Raw genomic sequence first — 18,962 nt, forward strand, 5'->3', positions numbered from 1 at the left:
TCTATGCTTAAAGAAAAACTAGCGAACCACAACATTATATTGGCTTCTAAATCACCCAGAAGACAACAATTTTTAAAAGACTTAGACCTTCCGTTTACCATTGAATTAAAAGAAGTTGAAGAAATATATCCACCCAAATTACAAGGTGCAGAAATTACTGATTATTTGGCAGATTTAAAATCGAAGCCCTTTACCAACTTAAAAGAAAATGATGTGTTAATTACTTCGGATACCATTGTTTGGTTAAACGGTAAAGCATTGGGAAAGCCAAAAGATAAAGCAGGTGCTTTTAAAATGTTAAGAGCTTTATCAGGGAAAAAACACGAGGTAATTACATCGGTAAGTATTAAAGGAACCAACTTTCAAACCATTTTTAATGATACAACTGATGTGTATTTTAAAGAGTTAACGGATGCTGAGATCAATTACTACATAGATAACTACAATCCTTATGATAAAGCTGGAGCATATGGAATTCAAGAGTGGATCGGTTTTATTGCAATAGAGAGCATGAAAGGAAGCTATTTTAATGTGGCTGGTTTGCCTGTTCAAAAGTTATATAAAGAATTGATGAAATTGTAAGCATTTGCTACAATAATATTATTATTTTTGCTACAAACACACAACAAATACATTTTAATGAAAAAATACACTTTTACCGAGAAAAAAGATACCAGATCTGGATTTGGAGATGGTTTAACAGAGTTAGGGAGAACAAATCCTAACGTAGTTGCTTTATGTGCCGATTTAATTGGTTCTTTAAAAATGAATCAGTTTATTAAAGAAAATCCAGAACGGTTTTTTCAAATCGGAATTGCAGAAGCAAATATGATGGGAATTGCAGCAGGATTAACAATCGGTGGTAAAATTCCGTTTACAGGAACATTCGCTAACTTTTCTACAGGAAGAGTGTATGATCAAATTCGTCAATCGATTGCCTATTCTGATAAAAATGTAAAGATTTGTGCTTCACACGCAGGATTAACTTTGGGAGAAGATGGCGCAACGCATCAAATCTTAGAAGATATTGGATTGATGAAAATGTTGCCAGGAATGACAGTAATTAACACCTGTGATTACAATCAAACCAAAGCCGCAACTATTGCAATTGCTAACCATGAAGGTCCAGTTTATTTACGTTTTGGAAGACCAGTTGTGCCTATTTTTATGCCCGATTATAAAGAAGAAAAATTTGTAATTGGTAAAGCAATTCAATTAACCGAAGGAACCGATGTAACGATTGTTGCAACAGGCCATTTGGTTTGGGAAGCCCTACAAGCATCAGAACAATTAGAAGCAAAAGGAATTAGTGCAGAAGTGATAAACATTCATACTATTAAACCGCTGGATGAAGAAGCTATTTTAAAATCTGTAGCGAAAACAGGTTGTATTGTTACTGCAGAAGAGCATAATAAATACGGAGGGTTGGGAGAAAGTGTTGCAAGATGTTTGGCAACCAACAATCCTACTCCGCAAGAATTTATTGCTGTAAACGATAGTTTTGGAGAGTCTGGTACACCAGCACAATTAATGGAGAAATATGGATTAACAGACACATCTATTGTTGCTGCTGTAGAAAAAGTAATCGCAAGAAAATAACAATAAGGCGTTTTTAACGTTTATGTATTTAAATAAAATTATTCATATGAAAAAAATTCTTTTAATGATGTGCTTAATCTTTGGATTAAGTCAAACAGCAAGTGCACAATTCCAATTTGGAATTAAAGGTGGTGTAAATTATAATAACAATGGAGATGTCACTTTTTCTAGTGCAGGAAGTGATGTTGTAAATGGCGCAAAATCTAAATCTGGTTTTCATGCTGGACTTTGGTTTCGTGGAAAAATACCAATAATTGGATTGTATTTAAGACCTGAAATTGTATTTACTCAAGTAAAAAGTGAATACCTTTATAAAGGTACAAATACAAATTATGATTTTAAAAAAATAGATGTTCCTGTACTTATTGGAACAAAATTTTTAGGGTTTGCTAATGCGTTTATTGGTCCATCTTTTCAATATATTATCGATGATAATTTTACGTTCTCTAATTTATCTACAAATGATTTTAATAAGTTTTCTGTAGGAATGCAAATGGGATTTGGAGTTGAGTTGGGAGCTTTAGGTGTGGATGTTCGTTGGGAAAGAGGCTTGTCTAAAACTGAAGCAATTTTTGTTGACAATTCAACAAATGTTACTGTTGACAATAGAACTAATCAAATTATATTTGGTGTCTCAATTAGGTTGTAAATAAAATATAAGTGTATAAAAAAAACTCCAGAAATTCTGGAGTTTTTTTATGCTTAAATATTTTCTCTATTTGATTTTTGGATTCAAATAATCAGGTAATGTTGGGTTACTTGGATCGCTAAAATCGTTTCTTGGATCGCCGTCTTTGTTTGCATCTTCTTTTATTGTAGGCGTACCATCATTATCATCATCTGCATCTTTATAATTAGGAATGAAATCACCATCAGAATCTACTTTTGTGGGATTAGGTTCTACCACTGCGTCAACAATTTCTAAGTAAGAAGCTAACCCATCATTATCATGGTCTGTATTTTCAACAATATCTAATAATTCAATTCTAAAAACCAAACAGGTATTTCCATAAATAGTTCCATTCCCTCTATTTCTATAACCCAAACCAGAAGGAATAAATAAAAATCCTTTTCCAGTATCTTGATATGTAATAGCTCCATTCGTTGTGATATTTTTCCCTCCTTTAAAATGAGTAAAACCAGAAGACCACCCCTTAATAACAGCATCTAAAGTTAACCAAGTAGCAACTTTTTGGGTCTCAAAAACTTCTATAACTGTAGATGTTGTTAGTTGAGAACCTTGGTATTTTGTTAAAACAGAATCCATAACGGTTGGGTTTCCTTTTACTGGATCAGGAATACCTTGTTCTGTTAAATAATAATACAACTTATAATCTACATTATCAAAAACAATATCTTGAGTTTTTAATTTTGCATCATCTATTAAAGCTGTTTTACCAGTTACAATTGGCTTTATAGAGTCTATTGACACATCGTAATAATGGCTTGTTAAATACTTTACCAATGTATCATTATCTTTTAAAGCTTGAGCTCCATGATCAAATACTGGAAGAAATGGACTGTTACTACTACAAGCATATATTAAAATAGATGCTATTGCTACTATTAATATATTTTTTATTTTTATCATCTAACTACTAAATTTAAGGGCGCAATTTACGATTTTCATACCTTTGTAAAAAGAGAATAATGAAATTTTAACTTTTTATATGAGAATTGATAAATATTTGTGGTGTATTCGAGTTTTTAAAACAAGAAATATGGCTTCGGAAGCCTGTAAAAAGGGACATGTTAAAATAGATGATGCAAATTGCAAACCCTCAAAAGAAGTATACGGAAATGAGTTACTAGGTGTTAGAAAGAACCAAATTAATTATAAAATGAAGGTTTTAGACATTCCGGATGGTAGAGTTGGCGCAAAATTGGTTGATTTATACCGTAAAGATGTTACACCAAAAGAAGAATTTGAAAAAACAGATTTACTAAAATACTCTAAAGATTATTATCGAAAAAAAGGTGCAGGAAGACCAACAAAAAAAGACAGAAGAGATATTGATGGATATTATGATGATGCTTCTACTCCATCTGAAACTTAATTTTAATATCTTTGTTTTATAAAAAAACATAATGACTGCAGAAAAAAACATCTTTTTAACTTCTCAACAGATACAGCAAAAAACAAAAAGAATTGCATATCAAATTTTTGAAAGCAATAGCAATGAAAAAGAGATTGTTTTAGCAGGAATTACTACAAACGGTTTTTTGTTTGCTAAAGAAATAGAAAAAGAACTGTCCAAAATTTCTGACATTACAATTATTATGTGTGAAGTTGTTATTGATAAAAAAAAGCCTTTAAACCCTATTCAAACATCAATTTCTAGTGCAGTTTATAAAAACAAACCGTTGGTTTTGGTAGATGATGTTTTAAATTCTGGAGCTACTTTAATTTACGGAATTAAACATTTTTTAGAAGTTCCGTTAAAACGTTTTAAAACAGCAGTATTAGTAAATAGAAATCATAAAAAATATCCTGTAAAAGCAGACTTTAAAGGAATTTCACTTTCAACAACTTTACAAGAACATGTTGTGGTAGAATTTACTAAAAATAAGGCAATTGCTTATTTAATGTAATTGCACTGCAATATCACAATAAACTTCTTCGATCGTTTTATTATCTAACACCACTTTGTAATCAGACTGCTCATAAAAGGGAGCTCTTTCAAACATGTGCTTTCCAATATATTCTAGTAATTGTTCATTATTTAAATTAGCAATTAGAGGGCGATTCTTTTTACCAAATTCTAACCTGTTTACTAAAAAAGGAATGCTTGCTTTTAAATAAATACTAAAAGCATTGCTGTTCTTTATTTGCTCCATATTTGTTCCGTAGCAAGGTGTTCCTCCTCCTAAAGCTAATACATAGTCAGATTTTGACTCAAGGATTTCTTTTAAATAATGTCCTTCTTGTTTTCTAAAATAGATTTCTCCTTTTACAGCAAACAATTGAGAGATAGAGCTCTTTTCTTTCTCTTCAATGTAGACATCCAAATCTATAAATGTTTTATTTAATTTATGCGCCAAGTACCTAGCAACTGTAGTTTTCCCACTTCCCATATACCCTAATAAAACTATTTTCATCTTCAATATTTATACAATCACAAATATCGCTAAAATTATCTAAAAATTGTTTTATTTTTTAAACAATAGGTAGTATATTTGCACTCGCTTTTAATAAAGCAAGACCTGGTAGCTCAGTTGGTAGAGCATCTCCCTTTTAAGGAGAGGGTCCTGGGTTCGAGCCCCAGCCCGGTCACAATTTTTCTCTTATTGGCTAAAGAGAATTTAAAAAAACAGGCAAAAGCCACTTGGTTAAAAAGCGAGAAGTTTATACTGAGCGTAGCCGAAGTGAGCCCCAGCCCGGTCACAAAAAAAAGTTAAGCATCGCTTAGCTTTTTTTGTTTCAATACATTGCACATATGGCGGAATTGGTAGACGCGCAGGCTTGAGGGGCTTGTGTTCGTAAGAACGTGCAGGTTCGACTCCTGTTATGTGCACAAATTACTTCTTTATTTCACAGAAAATTAACTTCTTGAAAAACTTTAATTTGTAACTTCGCAGAATGCAGAAAAAAATACTACTTATCTTGTTTATCGGAATCTCTTTTTTAGGGTTTTCACAAACAAACACAGAATTAAAAGGTCAGATTGTAAACGCTGATGGTAACAAACCTTTAAGCGCCGCTCATATTTTAAACCTAAATTCTGTTGTTGGAACCATTACCGATGAAAAAGGCTTTTTTGAAATTAGCACCAAAGCAAACGATACCATCTTGGTTTCTTATTTAGGGTTTCAATCTATCAAATTAAAAGTAACCAACGATTTACTAAAAGGAAATGAATTGATCATTTCTTTATTAGAAAAAGCAAATGAAATTAAAGAAGTTGTAATTCGGTCTACAAAATTAATTGGAGTTTTAGAAATTGATGTAAAACAAGTACCTAAAGATCGTTTTACAAGAATACATATTAATGGATTGCCACAAACCTATGAAGTAGGTAAATCTGTTTCTCAAAACTTAAATTCTCCTGTTGCTGCATTATTTAAGCCGGTAGATTTTCTTTATAATTTATTTGGTAAAAAACCGAAACAGCTTAAAAAACTTCAGAAATTAAAGAAAGAAGACAATTTGCGAAAAATGCTTAGTGGAAAATTTGACAGAGAAGTAATGATGGAATATCTGCAAATGGACAAAGAGGAGTTAAGAAAATTGTTGGTAGACTGTAATTACTCTGACTATTTTATTAAAAAAGCAAGTGATTTGCAAATGATTGAAGCGGTGCTAGATTGTTATGAAAATTACAAAGCCATTAAGAAAGGTAAAATAGAACGAGACGTTTTACCTAAAAGAAAGAACTAAAATCAAAAAGGGTTGCAAATTTAAATTTGCAACCCTTTTATCAACTATTAAAAACTAACTAATATTCTAAAACTAAAATACAGATGTAATGTATTTATAGTTGTGTTTTCTTTTACTATTCCAAGAAACTCTTTTTGAATAAAAACTACTTACTTGGTTCTCTTTTTTTTCTTCTTTTAAATTATTTGTTGTTGTCATTTTTAATGTTTTTTGAATGTTTTACTTCAATTTACTTACACCTATATGACGACAGAAAACCAGATTAGTTACACTTAACTTATCTATTTAACACATATTTAAGAAATAAAAAAAATCAGCCTTAAAAGACTGATTTTTAATTTTTTAATATACTATAATTGAAATTGACAATTCAACACAAAAGTATTGATTGCGTTATCAACTTAGCAACTATTTATTGATTTCCTAATATAATTGGCAAACCGTTTTTTCCTGAACCAATTACAATAACTTTAGTATTTGGAGATTGTGATAGCTTAATAGTTGCTTCAATTCCTTTATCCTGTAAAATTTTATCGGTAATAGATGCACTTAAAATTTTATTTGCATCTGCTTTCCCTTTTGCTTCAATAATTTGCTTCTCTGCCTCTTTTTGAGCGGTAACTAACCTAAACTCATATTCTAAAGATTCTTGCTCTTGTTTTAATTTTCGCTCAATTGCTTGTTTAATTGTTGGTGGTAACGTTACATCTCTAACCAATACTGCATTTAATTGAATGTATTGTGGTCCAAGAATTTTTTTAGTTTCTTCAAAAATTTCTGTTTGAATTGCATCTCTTTTTGTAGAATATAATTGTTCTGGCGTGTATCTTCCTACCACACTTCTAGTCGCAGAACGAATTGCAGGAATAATTACACTTTGTAGGTAATTTTCTCCTCTAGTTTGGTGAAGTAAAGCAACTGTTTTTGTTGTAGCTTGGTATAAAACTGAAGCATCTAACTGAATTTCTAATCCATTAGAAGACAAAACCGCCATCTTTTTTTCAAATAACTCTTGTTGTCTTACATTGTATTTAAATACTTTATTCCATGGCATTACAAAGTTAAACCCCTCGTCTAAAGGTGGTTGATCGGTTACAACACCGCCAATCCATTTATACAAAACACCTCTTTCTCCAGAACCAATGGTTACTGCAGATTTAGAGATTAATATAATTGCTAAAACGGCAATTACTATAAAGAAAATTCCTCCTTTTGGAAATTTAATATCTAACGGTTGATTACTCATATCTTTAATTTTTAAGTTCTTTCAAATTTACAATAAAGCTAGCTAATTACAATCTTTATAAGCACAATCTTCTGAAATTGACTCTAGTTCTAAGGTTACATGTTCTAATTGAAAATTATCGTGTAATAGTTGCTTTATGTGTTTTTTTATTTCTTTTGATTCTTGCCAACTAAATTCTTTATTCTTTAGAATTATATGAATTGTTGCAATATGATATTCTCCATCTAAGGTCCAAATATGAAAATCGTGTACATCTTCTACTCCATCTATATTTAATATGATTTGCTCCTTTATTTCATCCGAAGAAATTTTATCAGGAACACCTTGTAAAATAATTTTAAACGCATCTTTAATATTTTTGTAAACATTAAATAACACATACCCTGCAATCCCTAAAGACAAAATTGTATCTAGTAAAGGCACATTCCAAAACTGCATTACAATACTTGCAATAAGTACTGCAACCCATCCTAAAACATCTTCTATAAAATGAAGAGAAACTACACGTTCATTAATAGAAGAACCTTTTTTTAATTTTAAAACTGCAGCTCCATTTACAATAATTCCTAAAATAGCAAACCACATCATTCCTGTTGCGTTAGCTTCTTCAGGGTTTTTAATTCTTGGTATCGCTTCTACAATAATAAAAATTGAACCAATTAATAACACTATAGAGTTGATGATTGCTCCTAGTAAAGAAAACCGTCCATACCCATACGAATATTTTTTATTCGCTTCTTTATTTGATAGTTTTTGGAAATACCAAGACATTCCTAAACTTAGGCTATCACCTAAATCGTGTACTGCATCTGACATAATTGCCAAACTATTTGTATAAAAACCTCCAATAATTTCAATAATTGTAAATGCAATGTTTAAGAAAAAAGCTGTTTTTATATTTTCTGTAGCATGATGATTCTCGTGATTGTGTGCCATATTTATAGTTTTCTAAGTAGACCTTAAAAATAATGAAAAGATGCAAAAAAAAATAAACTAAGAGCGATTAATAAATTAATCGCTCTTTAAAATTTTTAGTGTGCATCACCATCACTCCCTTCTGTCATTTGCAACCATTTCTCTTTTAAAAAATGAGCACCTTCGGTTACAATATGAACATTGAATTTATTTCCTTTAATCGTTTTAATTTCTGTGAAATTATTATCTGAATTTCCTGTAGTAACTTTAATTGGAATAAATTCCACATCACTTTTTGCTAAAAAAACAAATTGTTGTTCGTCAATTTCTATAATTGCATTTTCTGGAACCGCATATACTTCTTTACCTCCAACAAGTATTTGAGCATTGATAAACATTCCTGATTTTAAAATGCCTTTATCATCTTCAAAATGCCCATGAACGTTTACCGTTTTTGTTTTATTATCTACTTTTTGACTGATTAATTTAATATACCCTTGATAATTTACATCAACACCCGAAGTTTGAAAAAAGAAGTCATTTCCTTTTTTAATCTTAGTAATGTCTGCACCAAAAACATTTAATTCTGCATGCATATGATCCGTATCAATAATTTCCATCATTTCTGAATTTGTAGATAAGAATTTTCCTTGATTTAAATTAGTGCCAACAACATACCCTTCTATAGGTGTTTTTACATAAATGTATTGTTGAATACCGTTCTTTAAAACTATGTCAGCACTTAAACCAATCATTGCTAATTGAGAAGAATAACTTTCAACCAAACTTTTAGCTGATTTGTATGCTCCTTCAGCAATTTGAAAAGATTTTTTTGAGGTTATTTCACTTGCTAATAACATCTTTTTTCTATCGTAATCAGCTTTTGCAACTGCACTTTTATTAACAGCATTTAAAAAATCATATTGTAATTTAATAAAATTTGGATGCTTTAAAGTTGCAACTATTTGTCCTTTTTTTACTTTATCTCCAGGCAATAAATTTGTTTTAAATACAAACGCCTCCATGGGTGCGTAAATAGTAACCTTACTTTGCGGCGGCACCTCAATGGTTCCAGTAACAGTCACTCTATCTCTAATATTCATTTTTTGTATGTCTCCAACTTTAATTTTTGTTGTTGCCAATTGTACTTTCGTTAAATGAATTCTGTTTTTATTCTGTTGTTCTTGTACAACTTTTATATCTAATTTCGTTTCAGATTTTGGATTACAACTGATGATTGCAACAGCTAATAATAAGTATATATATTTTTTCATTGTTATTCTTTTGTATAAAATTCGTAAGCAATTACTGTTTGATTGTAATTGTTAATCAGTGATAAATAATTTTGCATTACTTGAAAATAAGCACTAAAACTTTGGCTATATTGATACGCATCAATTTCTCCAGATTGATATGCGATCTTTAGTTTGTTTAGAAATGTTGTAGCTATATTTTTAGTTTTTTCTACATTTTCTAGTTCCTCTTTTAAATATGTAACCTGTGTTCTTAAACTTTCAAAATTATTATGCAACGCTACTATTTTTGAAGTGTTTTCAAAAGCAACTTCTTCTTTAATGATTTGTTGCTTTTTAATTACAGCTCTTTTTGACCAAATTGAAATCGGAATATTTAATCCTATATTAAAGCCTGTAAAACCAGAAGTATTTCCTGTTTTTATGTTTACTAACCCAGCTGTTAATCCAGGAAAATAAAAAGATTTTGCCACCTCTATTTTTTTCTGAGCAACTTGATTGCTTTTATTAATTACTGATTTAAAAGAAGTAGAAATTACATTATCTTCTAGTGATACTTCTTTTCTTTTAGGCAATTTTGATATAGGCACAATACCATAATTAATTTGTAATAGTTCTTTTAACTCATTCTCAATGTTCAAAAATTGTTTATATATTTTACTTTTTTGAGATTGAACACCTAAAGATTCTAAAGCCGTTAAATCATTTTCTAAGCCCCCTATTTCACCAGATTTATATAACTTATTTGCTATATCACTTACCTGCTTTCTATTTAATTGTTCTTCTTCTAATAAAGAAATGAGTGCATATAAATAATGCCATTTTTGATATAAAATTTTGGCATTTCTTATCGTTTCTTTTAATGAAATCTTATTAGATGCTTTTGCAAAATCTCTTTTTACTTTAGCTAATTTTCTATTTTGAAGATGAGATAAAACAGATCCAAAATTTTGATGTACAGACCATTCTTTTTCTGAGACTCCATTTGCAACTCCAACATCTTGAAATTTAATTACCAAAGGAGCTAAATCAATTGATTCAGCAATACCAAATTCACTTTTAAGAATAGTTAAATTCGACTTTTTTAAAGTTACAGAACTTTTAATTGCCAAGTTAACCACTTCTTTTTCTGATAATTTTTTACTTGACTCCTGAGAATACATCAGAGTAGAACAAAATAGAAGCACAATAATAGTTGCTGTTTTAGAAATCATTATTTTTTTAGTTTTAATCGTTTCAAATATAGAATACAAAACAGGTAAAATTAACAAAGTTAAAAGCGTGGCAGAAACCAACCCTCCAATAACAACTGTTGCTAAAGGCTTTTGAACTTCTGCTCCTGCTGATCCTGAAAGAGCCATTGGTAAAAACCCTAAAGAAGCCACTAAAGCAGTTAATATCACTGGACGTAATCTTACAGAAGTTCCTCTTTTAATAATTTCTACACGATCTGTAACTCCCTCTTTTTTTAATCGATTAAATTCTGCGATTAATACAATTCCGTTTAAAACAGCCACACCAAACAAAGCAATAAAACCAATTCCCGCTGAAATCGAAAATGGCATATCTCTTAACCATAACGCAAAAATTCCACCAATTGCGGACATCGGAATCGCTGTAAAAATTAAGACACTTTGTTTTATTGATTTAAAGGTAATGTACAATAATAAAAAAATCAGCAATAATGCTACAGGGACAGCAATAGATAATCTAGTTCTTGCTTCTTCTAAATTCTTAAAAGTACCTCCATACGTAATATAATAACCAGCATCAAATTGAATATTTGCATCAACTTTTTGTTTCAATTCAGTTACAATACTAGCAACATCTCTACCTCTAACATTAAACCCTACCGTTATTCTACGTTTTGCATCATCTCTTTGAATTTGATTCGGTCCTGTTTTAAAACTTACGTCAGCGACATTTGTAAGCGGAATTTGTATTCCGTTTGGAGTTGTAATGTACAGATTACGTATGTCTTCTATACTTTCTCTGTTCTTGTTTGCCAATCTTACCACTAAATCAAACCGTTTTTCTCCTTCATAAACAGAACCAGCAATTTGACCAGCAAATGCAGCGTTTATGGTGGTGTTAACTGCTGAAACATTTAAACCATAAAATGCCAATTGACTACGCTTATAATCAATTACAATTTGTTTTAATCCCGTCATTTTCTCAACATACAAATCTTCTGCGCCATCAATATTAGGTATCAAAGTAGCTATTAGATTTCCATATTGTACTAGTTTATCTAGATCCTCTCCATAAACTTTCAAGACAACGTCTTGCCTTGCGCCTGTCATTAATTCATTAAAACGCATTTGAATGGGTTGTTGAAACCCAAAAGTTACACCAACCATCGTTTCATCTAATAGCTGTTGCATTTTTTCTGCTAATTGATCTTTAGTGTCTGCTTTTACCCATTGATCACTCTCTTTTAATATGATCATTAAATCGGCCGCTTCTATAGGCATTGGGTCTGTTGGTATTTCTGAAGAACCTATTTTTCCTACAATTTCTTTTATTTCGTTTGGGAACTCTTTTAAAAGAATTTTTGATGCTTTGTTTACAGACTCTATTGTATGAGAAAGAGAACTACCTGTTGAAACACGTGTTTCAACGGCAAAATCTCCTTCATCTAAAGACGGAATAAATTCAGAACCCATTGTTGAAAATGTAAACAAACTAAATCCAAAAATAATTAAAGAACCTATAATTACTTTTTTCTTGTTTACCAACACATAATCTAAAGCAGGAGAATATATATTCTGAATGGCGTCAATTATCTTATCAGAAATCGTCTTTTTATGTTTCATTTTTTTATTTAAAAACAATGCGCTCATCATTGGGACATAGGTTAAAGACAAAATAAAAGCTCCTAAAATTGCAAAACTTACTGCAATTGCCATTGGTCTAAACATCTTCCCTTCAACACCTACTAAAGCAAGTATTGGTAAATACACTATTAAAATGATAATTTCTCCGAAAGCTGCACTAGTTCTAATTTTTGATGCAGAAGTATATACTTCTTTATCCATTTGTTTTTGACTAAGCTTTATTCCAGATTTTTTTAATCCGAGATAATGCAAAGTTGCTTCTACAATAATTACAGAACCATCTACGATAATCCCAAAATCTATTGCTCCTAAGCTCATTAAATTTCCAGAAACACCAAATAGATTCATTAAACTTATTGCAAATAACATTGCCAACGGAATCACTGAAGCTACAATTAATCCTGCCCTTAAATTACCTAAGAACAATACCAATATAAAAATTACTATTAAAGCACCTTCTATTAAGTTTTTTGAAACTGTATGTATTGCTTTATCTACCAACTTTGTTCTGTCTAAAAAAGGCTTTATTATTACGCCTTTTGGTAAATTTTTTTCTATTTGTGCAATACGTTCTTTTACTTTTTGAATTACTTTAGAAGAATTTGCCCCTTTTAACATCATTACAATAGCTCCTACTACTTCTCTTTCCCCATTTCGAGTCATCGCCCCATAACGCACCGCACTTCCAAATTGAACAACACCAATATCTTTTATTAAAATTGGAGTTCCATTTAATGTGTTTTTTACAACAATGTTTTTTATATCATCTAACTTTTGTATCAATCCTTGACTACGAATAAAATAGGCTTTTGGGTTTTTATCAATATAAGCCCCACCAGTATTTTGATTGTTTTTTGTCAAAGCTTCAAATACCTCATTAATACTAACATTTAATGATTGTAATTTATCGGGTTCAATTGCTACTTCATATTGTTTTAAAAATCCCCCAAAGCTACTTACATCTGCAACACCTTCAATTCCTAATAATTGACGGTGTACTATCCAATCTTGAATTGAACGAAGTTCCATAGTAGAAAACTGACTTTCAAAACCTTTGTCTGCATATATTGTATATTGATAAATCTCCCCTAATCCTGAAGTTAAAGGAGCCATTGTTGGTGTTCCTACACCAGCTGGAATTTGATTTTTAGCTTCTACAAGGCGCTCGTTTATTTGTTGTCTTGCCCAATAAATATCTACGTTATCTTTAAAAACGATGGTAACAACACTTAATCCAAACCTAGAAAAAGAACGAACTTCTTCTATATTAGGAATACTTGCCATTGTCAATTCTATTGGAAATGTAACTAAACGTTCTATATCTTGCGCAGATTGTGATGGTGCTGATGTAATAATTTGCACCTGATTATTGGTGATATCTGGTACTGCGTCTATTGGTAGTTGTTGAACGGAGTATATTCCCCAACCAATTAATCCAACGATAAACACACCAATAATCAATTTATTTTTAATTGAAAATTTTATAATGCTATCTAACATTTTAATTTGTTTTTACGTGATACAATAATTATATGGCTCAAATGAAGCCATCATAATTCTCCCGATTTTTTAAAAAAATCAGGTTAACTTATTTCTGTTGTAACAAATTAAACTTGTGGAGGCTCTAGAAGTGTTTCTAAATAATTAGAGACTAAAGATTTTTGGTAATAATGATTTGGTTTTTTTACTTGTGTAATTCCTTTTAAATTACAACACGCATTAAAAGGCGTAATTATTGCACTAGAAAAACCTAATGAAGTACAATGATGATGGTGTTTTGAATTTTTATTATCTTCTGTATCATTTTTATGATGCTGAACTTCATGAGAATCTCCTAAAACATCTGCATGGTGATTTTCTACAGTATCAGTAAATATAACTGCATCTAAATGTGCTTGTACCGGTGGCACAAACATTAATAAAATTAATAAGAAGATACTTAATTCTTTCAATGCTTCATTCTATTTAAGAATACAAAAATAGTACTATTTTAAAGAAAATATTACTTATTTAATCTATTTTTTACATATTCTATTTTTGTTTTTCCGTGATTTAAAGGTTTGCCTTTTTCGTCTAAAGAAACCATTACAATTTTATCTATTTCAATAATAACTTTGTGCGTCAATTTATTTCTAACTGAACATTTTAAAGTGATGGATGAATTCCCAAATGCCAACACTTCAATACCAATTTCTATAATATCTCCTTGTTTTGCCGAACTTACAAAATCAATTTCTGACATAAATTTAGTTACCGTTCTTGGAATTTCTAATTGAATGATGGCATAAATTCCTAATTCTTCATCAATCCACTGTAATAAACGACCGCCAAACAACGTTCCGTTTGGATTTAAATCTTCTGGTTTTATCCATTTTCTAGTATGAAATCTCATAAATTATTCTTTTTTAAATGCTGTACAAATCTCGAGCTATTCCTTTGATAAAACTAATCTTTGCAATTGCTTTTATAAATTTTATAATAAGTATTTACAATGCTATTGTTCTATATCAATTGCTTCAAAACCTATTAATACTTCAGCTTCAAAATTTGCAGTGATTTGAATCGGATTGCAACACACTTCGCAATCTTCTACATAGGTTTGTTGCGTTATGCTGCTGTCTAAAAGCATTGAAATGTTTTCCCAACAATACGGACATTGAAAAAAATGTTCTATCATATCAATTAAATTTTACCAATGTATTTTCTGATAAACCATTCAACCGTAAAAAACAAAATACTCAACGCTAAAATCAATTTCCAGTCGATCAATTGTTGATGTATAATTGTACTTTTTTGAGTGGTTACATACCGTTTATCTGCAATTAAATCATTGATTATTTGCTGATTATTTCTAGGAAAATAACTTTTTCCTTCCGTATTATTTGCCAACAGTTTTAATTCCTTTTGATTGGCGCTCGTAAACTGTTCTTCAATTTGATACGTTGTAATTTTAAACTGTCCTGTTTTACGAACTGGTTGATTTTCCACCGTAACTTCAAAACGATAATCTCCAGAAGGCAACTCGTTTAAAACTGCTTCAAAGGAATTGTTTAACAAAGAAAAAGGAACATTTTGAGAAACGTTTGTTACAGTATTTGTGAGTTTTAGATTCAGTTTTGCTCTTGCATCAAACTGATAATTTTTATCCACATAAAAAGCATTTATTGCAATTGGAGTATTTGCTGGATGCAACGCATCATACTTTAAAGACAAGCGTTCTCGCTTTTTTGTCGATGCCAAATACTGAACCATATTTGCCAAAAATTTATCAAAATCTTGAAAAGAACCAGAGTTGATAAAACTTGCTGCTCTCCATTTCCAAATTCCTTCGCCAAACAACACCGCACTTTTTTGCGAATCATTTTCAAAAGTTGCCAATAAGGGCGTTTGTGTTTGAAAGCCTGCAATATTTTGAAACAATAAGGCATCAAATTTTGATGTCATATTAATGCTTCCAAAAGCATTATTTAAAGGCGGAAAAGATTCAAAACCAATTTCTTTTTGTCCGAACGTTAAAAATCCGTTGTTAAAAATAGCGCCAAATTCTTCTGACTGGTTGATCGCATTTTTATAGTAATTCGATTGCATTTCGTTCAAGAAATTCCAATTGGTATTTTCTCCCGTAATCACAAAATAATTTGCTTTTTCTTTTTCAATCGAATTAAAAACAGTTTCAAATTGCACTGTTGGTTGATACAACACAACCAATTGATACTCCGCTAATTTACCTTTAAAATCTTTGATGTTTTCAATCGTTACAGAACGTTGTTTGTTGGTTTCAATTGCTTTTTTAATCGCGCCAAGGTCTGGATGAATAAAAGAAGTCAGCAACAAGATTTTAGTTTGCTCATTTAAAACTTCTACAGAAAAGGTATTGGAATTGTTTTCTACATTTTCTTCGCTTTCAATCTTTGCAACAGAGGCTTTGTAATACTGAACGCCTTCTTCGGTTGATACAATGGTAGTAGAAATGGTTTCAACCGTTTTTGATGAAGAAAACGCTACGTTTTTTCTGTAAATAATTTTCCCTCTGTGTTGAATTGTAAACTGTGTTTTTACGTTTTTAATTCCATCGTATACAATTCTGGTTTCTACCGGAAAACGATTTTTTAAGTAACTGTATTTATTTACGTTTATTTGAGCAATTTTAACATCGCTTTTAGCAATTGTATCACCAATTATCAATGGAAAAATATTCTTTTTTGTGCTGATAAACGGATACGAATTTCCTGTAGTTTGGTTCCCATCTGAAATTAAAATTACTGGAGCAATCGTGTTTTTATGTAGTGCTTCTACCCTACTGATTGCTTTGTAAATATTGGTTTGATGGGCTGAAAAAGACAACGAATCTAAGACGCTAATTGCTTCTCCAAATTTAAAAAATTGTACCTCAAATTTTTTATTAATTTGTGAATTGTTCTTTATCTGGTTGACAAAATTGGTAGCTACTTTTTCGCTTTTAAAATGTTGTATGGATAAAGAATTATCAACCAAAACAGATAGCATTGGTTTTTTATTTGTTAATTCTTGTCGCGCTATTGACGGATTGATCAACAATAACAATAATAAAAAAATGCTTGTTGCTCTTAACGAAAACAAAAGATAATCTATTTTTTTTAATGCTTTTGATTTGTAAAAATACAGCAACCAAGAAAAGGCTACACTAAAAAGGATAGCAGCTAAAAGATATATGATTGTAGTTGTTTGCAAGAATAAAATTATGAAACGTAAAGCTAACAATTATCCTTTTAAAAAACTTGTTAAAAAAAGAAAACCTGCAACAATTTGTTACAGGTTTCATATTCTTTATGATACTCTCTTATTAGCTCATTCCGCCATCAACAGATAATGTTTGTCCGGTAATATAAGCACTCATATCTGAAGCTAAAAATACGCACGCATTTGCAATGTCGTCTGGGGTTCCACCACGTTTTAACGGAATGGCATCTCTCCAACCTTGCACCGTTGCTTCGTCTAATTTTCCTGTCATTTCTGTTTCAATAAAACCTGGCGCAATTACGTTAGATCTAATATTTCTAGAGCCCAATTCTAAAGCGACAGATTTAGAAAATCCAACTATTCCTGCTTTTGAAGCTGCATAATTTGCTTGTCCGGCATTTCCTTTTAAACCAACAACAGAACTCATATTGATAATTGAACCGTTACGTTGTTTCATCATCGGGCGAATTACCGCTTTGGTTAAATTGAAAACAGATTTTAAGTTTACTTCAATTACTTTATCAAAATCGGCTTCAGAAATGCGCATTAATAAATTGTCTTTTGTAATTCCTGCGTTGTTTACTAAAATATCGATGGTACCAAACTCTTTTAAAACATCAGCAGCCAATTCTTGAGCAGCATCAAAAATAGCAGCATTCGATTGGTATCCTTTTGCGTTTACACCTAATGCTTTTAGTTCGTTTTCTAATGCGTTTGCAGCATCAACTGAAGAACTGTATGTAAATGCCACATTTGCACCTTGTTGTGCAAACATCACTGCAATTCCTCTTCCAATTCCTCTTGTTGCTCCAGTAATTATGGCTGTTTTATTTTCTAGTAATTTCATTCTTTTAAATTGATTTTTCTAAATTCAAATATATAAAAAAGAAATGGAGCCAAATATCTAGTATCAAAATAAATTTTCCTTCCGTTTTTGATAATAAATACTGATTGTTCATTATTTTTACACCAATGAAAGCGAAAAAAACAAAATACCTTACTACTTGGTTGTATAGTGGTTTGGTTTTAATTGCCTTTATGGTAATTATTGGCGGCATAACTCGTTTAACGCAATCGGGTTTATCTATTGTAGAATGGAAACCTATTCATGGAGTAATTCCTCCTTTAAATGATGCTGAATGGCAAGAAGAATTTGCTAAATACCAGCAATTTCCAGAATATCAGAAGATTAATAAAGGCATGGAATTGTCTGAGTTTAAGATGATTTTCTTTTGGGAATATTTACACCGATTGTTAGGAAGGTTAATCGGATTGGTATTTATCTTTCCGTTTGTGTTTTTTTGGATGAAAAAATGGTTCAATCAGAAGCAGAAAAAACAATTGTTACTGCTCCTTTTTCTTGGCGGATTTCAAGGTTTTTTAGGATGGTTTATGGTAAAAAGTGGTTTGATTGATAGACCACATGTGAGTCATTTTAGATTGGCAATTCACTTACTCACTGCATTTGGCTTGATGTGCTATATTTATTGGTTGATAATGAGTTTTAATGCTGTACCCAAAAAAGAAAATACCAAAATACATAAATTAAGTAAATGGTTTATTGTTGTGTTGATTACACAAATTATTTACGGAGCATTTGTTGCTGGATTAAAAGCAGGCTATTTTTTAGATACTAATGACACTATTATCAAACAAATTGCTGGTTATAACTTTAGAAATACCAATGATTTCAGTTTGCTTTACAATGCGTTAGATATTCAAGCATTTCATAGAATTTTTGCTTGGGTCGTTTTTATTGTAGCACTAATTATCTATAAAAAATCTCGAAACACTAACTTAAAAGGAACTAGCACGCTTCTGCTTGGGTTGGTTTTAGTTCAAATATCTTTAGGAATCGCAACGTTGTTATTACGAGTTCATTTGCATACTGCTGTTACACATCAGTTGGTTGCAATTCTTGTATTACTTACAGGTGTTCGCCTCTTTTATCTATCAGGAAAATTAAAAGCATAAAAAAAGTCCGTAGTAAATTTACTTCGGACTTTTTTTATGTA

General features: G+C 30.8%; 19 protein-coding genes and 2 tRNA genes. 9 read left to right on the forward strand and 12 right to left on the reverse strand.

Features of this window, described 5'->3' with window-relative positions:
* The first annotated feature begins 3 nt into the window (after nt 1-3).
* The 3 genes from KCTC32516_RS10415 to KCTC32516_RS10425 are packed head-to-tail and all read left to right on the forward strand — an operon-like array spanning nt 4 to nt 2,248.
* Nucleotides 4-582: a Maf family nucleotide pyrophosphatase gene (locus KCTC32516_RS10415; RefSeq protein WP_301400368.1), complete on the forward strand. Its 579-nt coding sequence runs from the start codon at nt 4-6 to the stop codon at nt 580-582.
* A 57-nt stretch (nt 583-639) separates the two neighbouring features.
* Nucleotides 640-1,599, forward strand: coding sequence for a transketolase family protein (locus KCTC32516_RS10420; RefSeq protein ID WP_301400369.1), 960 nt, complete (start codon nt 640-642; stop codon nt 1,597-1,599).
* A 46-nt stretch (nt 1,600-1,645) separates the two neighbouring features.
* Nucleotides 1,646-2,248 (forward strand): porin family protein, encoded by a 603-nt coding sequence (locus KCTC32516_RS10425; RefSeq protein WP_301400370.1) that lies wholly within the window; start codon nt 1,646-1,648, stop codon nt 2,246-2,248.
* Nucleotides 2,249-2,314: 66 nt separating this feature from the next.
* On the opposite strand, the gene KCTC32516_RS10430 is transcribed toward KCTC32516_RS10425, so the two are convergent.
* The gene (locus KCTC32516_RS10430; RefSeq protein ID WP_301400371.1) at nt 2,315-3,190 is read right to left on the reverse strand and encodes an FKBP-type peptidyl-prolyl cis-trans isomerase; all 876 of its coding nucleotides are present in this window, start codon (nt 3,188-3,190) and stop codon (nt 2,315-2,317) included.
* Between the two features lie 79 nt (nt 3,191-3,269).
* Here KCTC32516_RS10430 and KCTC32516_RS10435 point away from each other — a divergent pair, with 79 nt between their 5' ends.
* Together KCTC32516_RS10435 and KCTC32516_RS10440 are read left to right on the forward strand one after the other, a co-directional pair.
* Nucleotides 3,270-3,656, forward strand: coding sequence for an RNA-binding S4 domain-containing protein (locus tag KCTC32516_RS10435; protein WP_301400372.1), 387 nt, complete (start codon nt 3,270-3,272; stop codon nt 3,654-3,656).
* Between the two features lie 31 nt (nt 3,657-3,687).
* Nucleotides 3,688-4,191 carry a phosphoribosyltransferase family protein gene (locus KCTC32516_RS10440; RefSeq protein WP_301400373.1) on the forward strand — a complete coding sequence of 168 codons (504 nt, stop codon included), beginning with the start codon at nt 3,688-3,690 and terminating at the stop codon, nt 4,189-4,191.
* Here KCTC32516_RS10440 and KCTC32516_RS10445 read toward each other — a convergent pair.
* Nucleotides 4,183-4,698 (reverse strand): shikimate kinase, encoded by a 516-nt coding sequence (locus tag KCTC32516_RS10445; protein WP_301400374.1) that lies wholly within the window; start codon nt 4,696-4,698, stop codon nt 4,183-4,185. The genes KCTC32516_RS10440 and KCTC32516_RS10445 overlap by 9 nt on opposite strands.
* 102 nt (nt 4,699-4,800) lie before the next feature.
* On the opposite strand from KCTC32516_RS10445, the gene KCTC32516_RS10450 reads away from it, so the two are divergent.
* From KCTC32516_RS10450 to KCTC32516_RS10460, 3 genes are all read left to right on the forward strand, one after another.
* Nucleotides 4,801-4,873 (forward strand) — tRNA-Lys (locus KCTC32516_RS10450).
* 157 nt (nt 4,874-5,030) lie between these two features.
* Nucleotides 5,031-5,114: transfer RNA gene (locus tag KCTC32516_RS10455), tRNA-Leu, on the forward strand.
* 65 nt (nt 5,115-5,179) lie between these two features.
* Nucleotides 5,180-5,977, forward strand: a complete 798-nt coding sequence (locus KCTC32516_RS10460) for a carboxypeptidase-like regulatory domain-containing protein (protein ID WP_301400375.1) — start codon at nt 5,180-5,182, stop codon at nt 5,975-5,977.
* 72 nt (nt 5,978-6,049) lie between these two features.
* Here the strand turns inward: KCTC32516_RS10460 and KCTC32516_RS10465 are convergent, their stop codons facing one another.
* From KCTC32516_RS10465 to fabG, 10 genes are all read right to left on the reverse strand, one after another.
* Nucleotides 6,050-6,175, reverse strand: a complete 126-nt coding sequence (locus KCTC32516_RS10465) for a hypothetical protein (protein ID WP_301400376.1) — start codon at nt 6,173-6,175, stop codon at nt 6,050-6,052.
* 214 nt (nt 6,176-6,389) lie between these two features.
* Nucleotides 6,390-7,223: a prohibitin family protein gene (locus KCTC32516_RS10470; protein ID WP_301400377.1), complete on the reverse strand. Its 834-nt coding sequence runs from the start codon at nt 7,221-7,223 to the stop codon at nt 6,390-6,392.
* 42 nt (nt 7,224-7,265) lie between these two features.
* Nucleotides 7,266-8,159: a cation diffusion facilitator family transporter gene (locus KCTC32516_RS10475; RefSeq protein ID WP_301400378.1), complete on the reverse strand. Its 894-nt coding sequence runs from the start codon at nt 8,157-8,159 to the stop codon at nt 7,266-7,268.
* Between the two features lie 95 nt (nt 8,160-8,254).
* Nucleotides 8,255-9,412, reverse strand: a complete 1,158-nt coding sequence (locus KCTC32516_RS10480) for an efflux RND transporter periplasmic adaptor subunit (protein WP_301400379.1) — start codon at nt 9,410-9,412, stop codon at nt 8,255-8,257.
* A 2-nt stretch (nt 9,413-9,414) separates the two neighbouring features.
* Nucleotides 9,415-13,728 (reverse strand): CusA/CzcA family heavy metal efflux RND transporter, encoded by a 4,314-nt coding sequence (locus KCTC32516_RS10485; protein WP_301400380.1) that lies wholly within the window; start codon nt 13,726-13,728, stop codon nt 9,415-9,417.
* 107 nt (nt 13,729-13,835) lie between these two features.
* Nucleotides 13,836-14,180, reverse strand: a complete 345-nt coding sequence (locus tag KCTC32516_RS10490; protein ID WP_301400381.1) for a hypothetical protein — start codon at nt 14,178-14,180, stop codon at nt 13,836-13,838.
* Nucleotides 14,181-14,230: 50 nt separating this feature from the next.
* Nucleotides 14,231-14,620, reverse strand: a complete 390-nt coding sequence (locus KCTC32516_RS10495; protein ID WP_301400382.1) for an acyl-CoA thioesterase — start codon at nt 14,618-14,620, stop codon at nt 14,231-14,233.
* Between the two features lie 102 nt (nt 14,621-14,722).
* The gene (locus KCTC32516_RS10500) at nt 14,723-14,905 is read right to left on the reverse strand and encodes a CPXCG motif-containing cysteine-rich protein (protein WP_301400384.1); all 183 of its coding nucleotides are present in this window, start codon (nt 14,903-14,905) and stop codon (nt 14,723-14,725) included.
* A 5-nt stretch (nt 14,906-14,910) separates the two neighbouring features.
* Entirely contained in the window at nt 14,911-16,938 is a 2,028-nt protein-coding gene (locus tag KCTC32516_RS10505; protein ID WP_301400385.1) for a VWA domain-containing protein, read from the reverse strand.
* A gap of 112 nt (nt 16,939-17,050) precedes the next feature.
* Nucleotides 17,051-17,794, reverse strand: a complete 744-nt coding sequence (fabG, locus tag KCTC32516_RS10510; RefSeq protein ID WP_301400386.1) for a 3-oxoacyl-[acyl-carrier-protein] reductase — start codon at nt 17,792-17,794, stop codon at nt 17,051-17,053.
* Nucleotides 17,795-17,919: 125 nt separating this feature from the next.
* Between fabG and KCTC32516_RS10515 the strand changes: the two genes are divergently transcribed.
* Complete coding sequence (locus tag KCTC32516_RS10515) at nt 17,920-18,921, forward strand: COX15/CtaA family protein (protein ID WP_301400387.1); 1,002 nt, start codon at nt 17,920-17,922, stop codon at nt 18,919-18,921.
* Nucleotides 18,922-18,962: the final 41 nt, after the last annotated feature.

It is taken from the genome of Polaribacter huanghezhanensis (assembly GCF_030444335.1).
Taxonomy (GTDB): Bacteria; Bacteroidota; Bacteroidia; order Flavobacteriales; family Flavobacteriaceae; genus Polaribacter; species Polaribacter huanghezhanensis.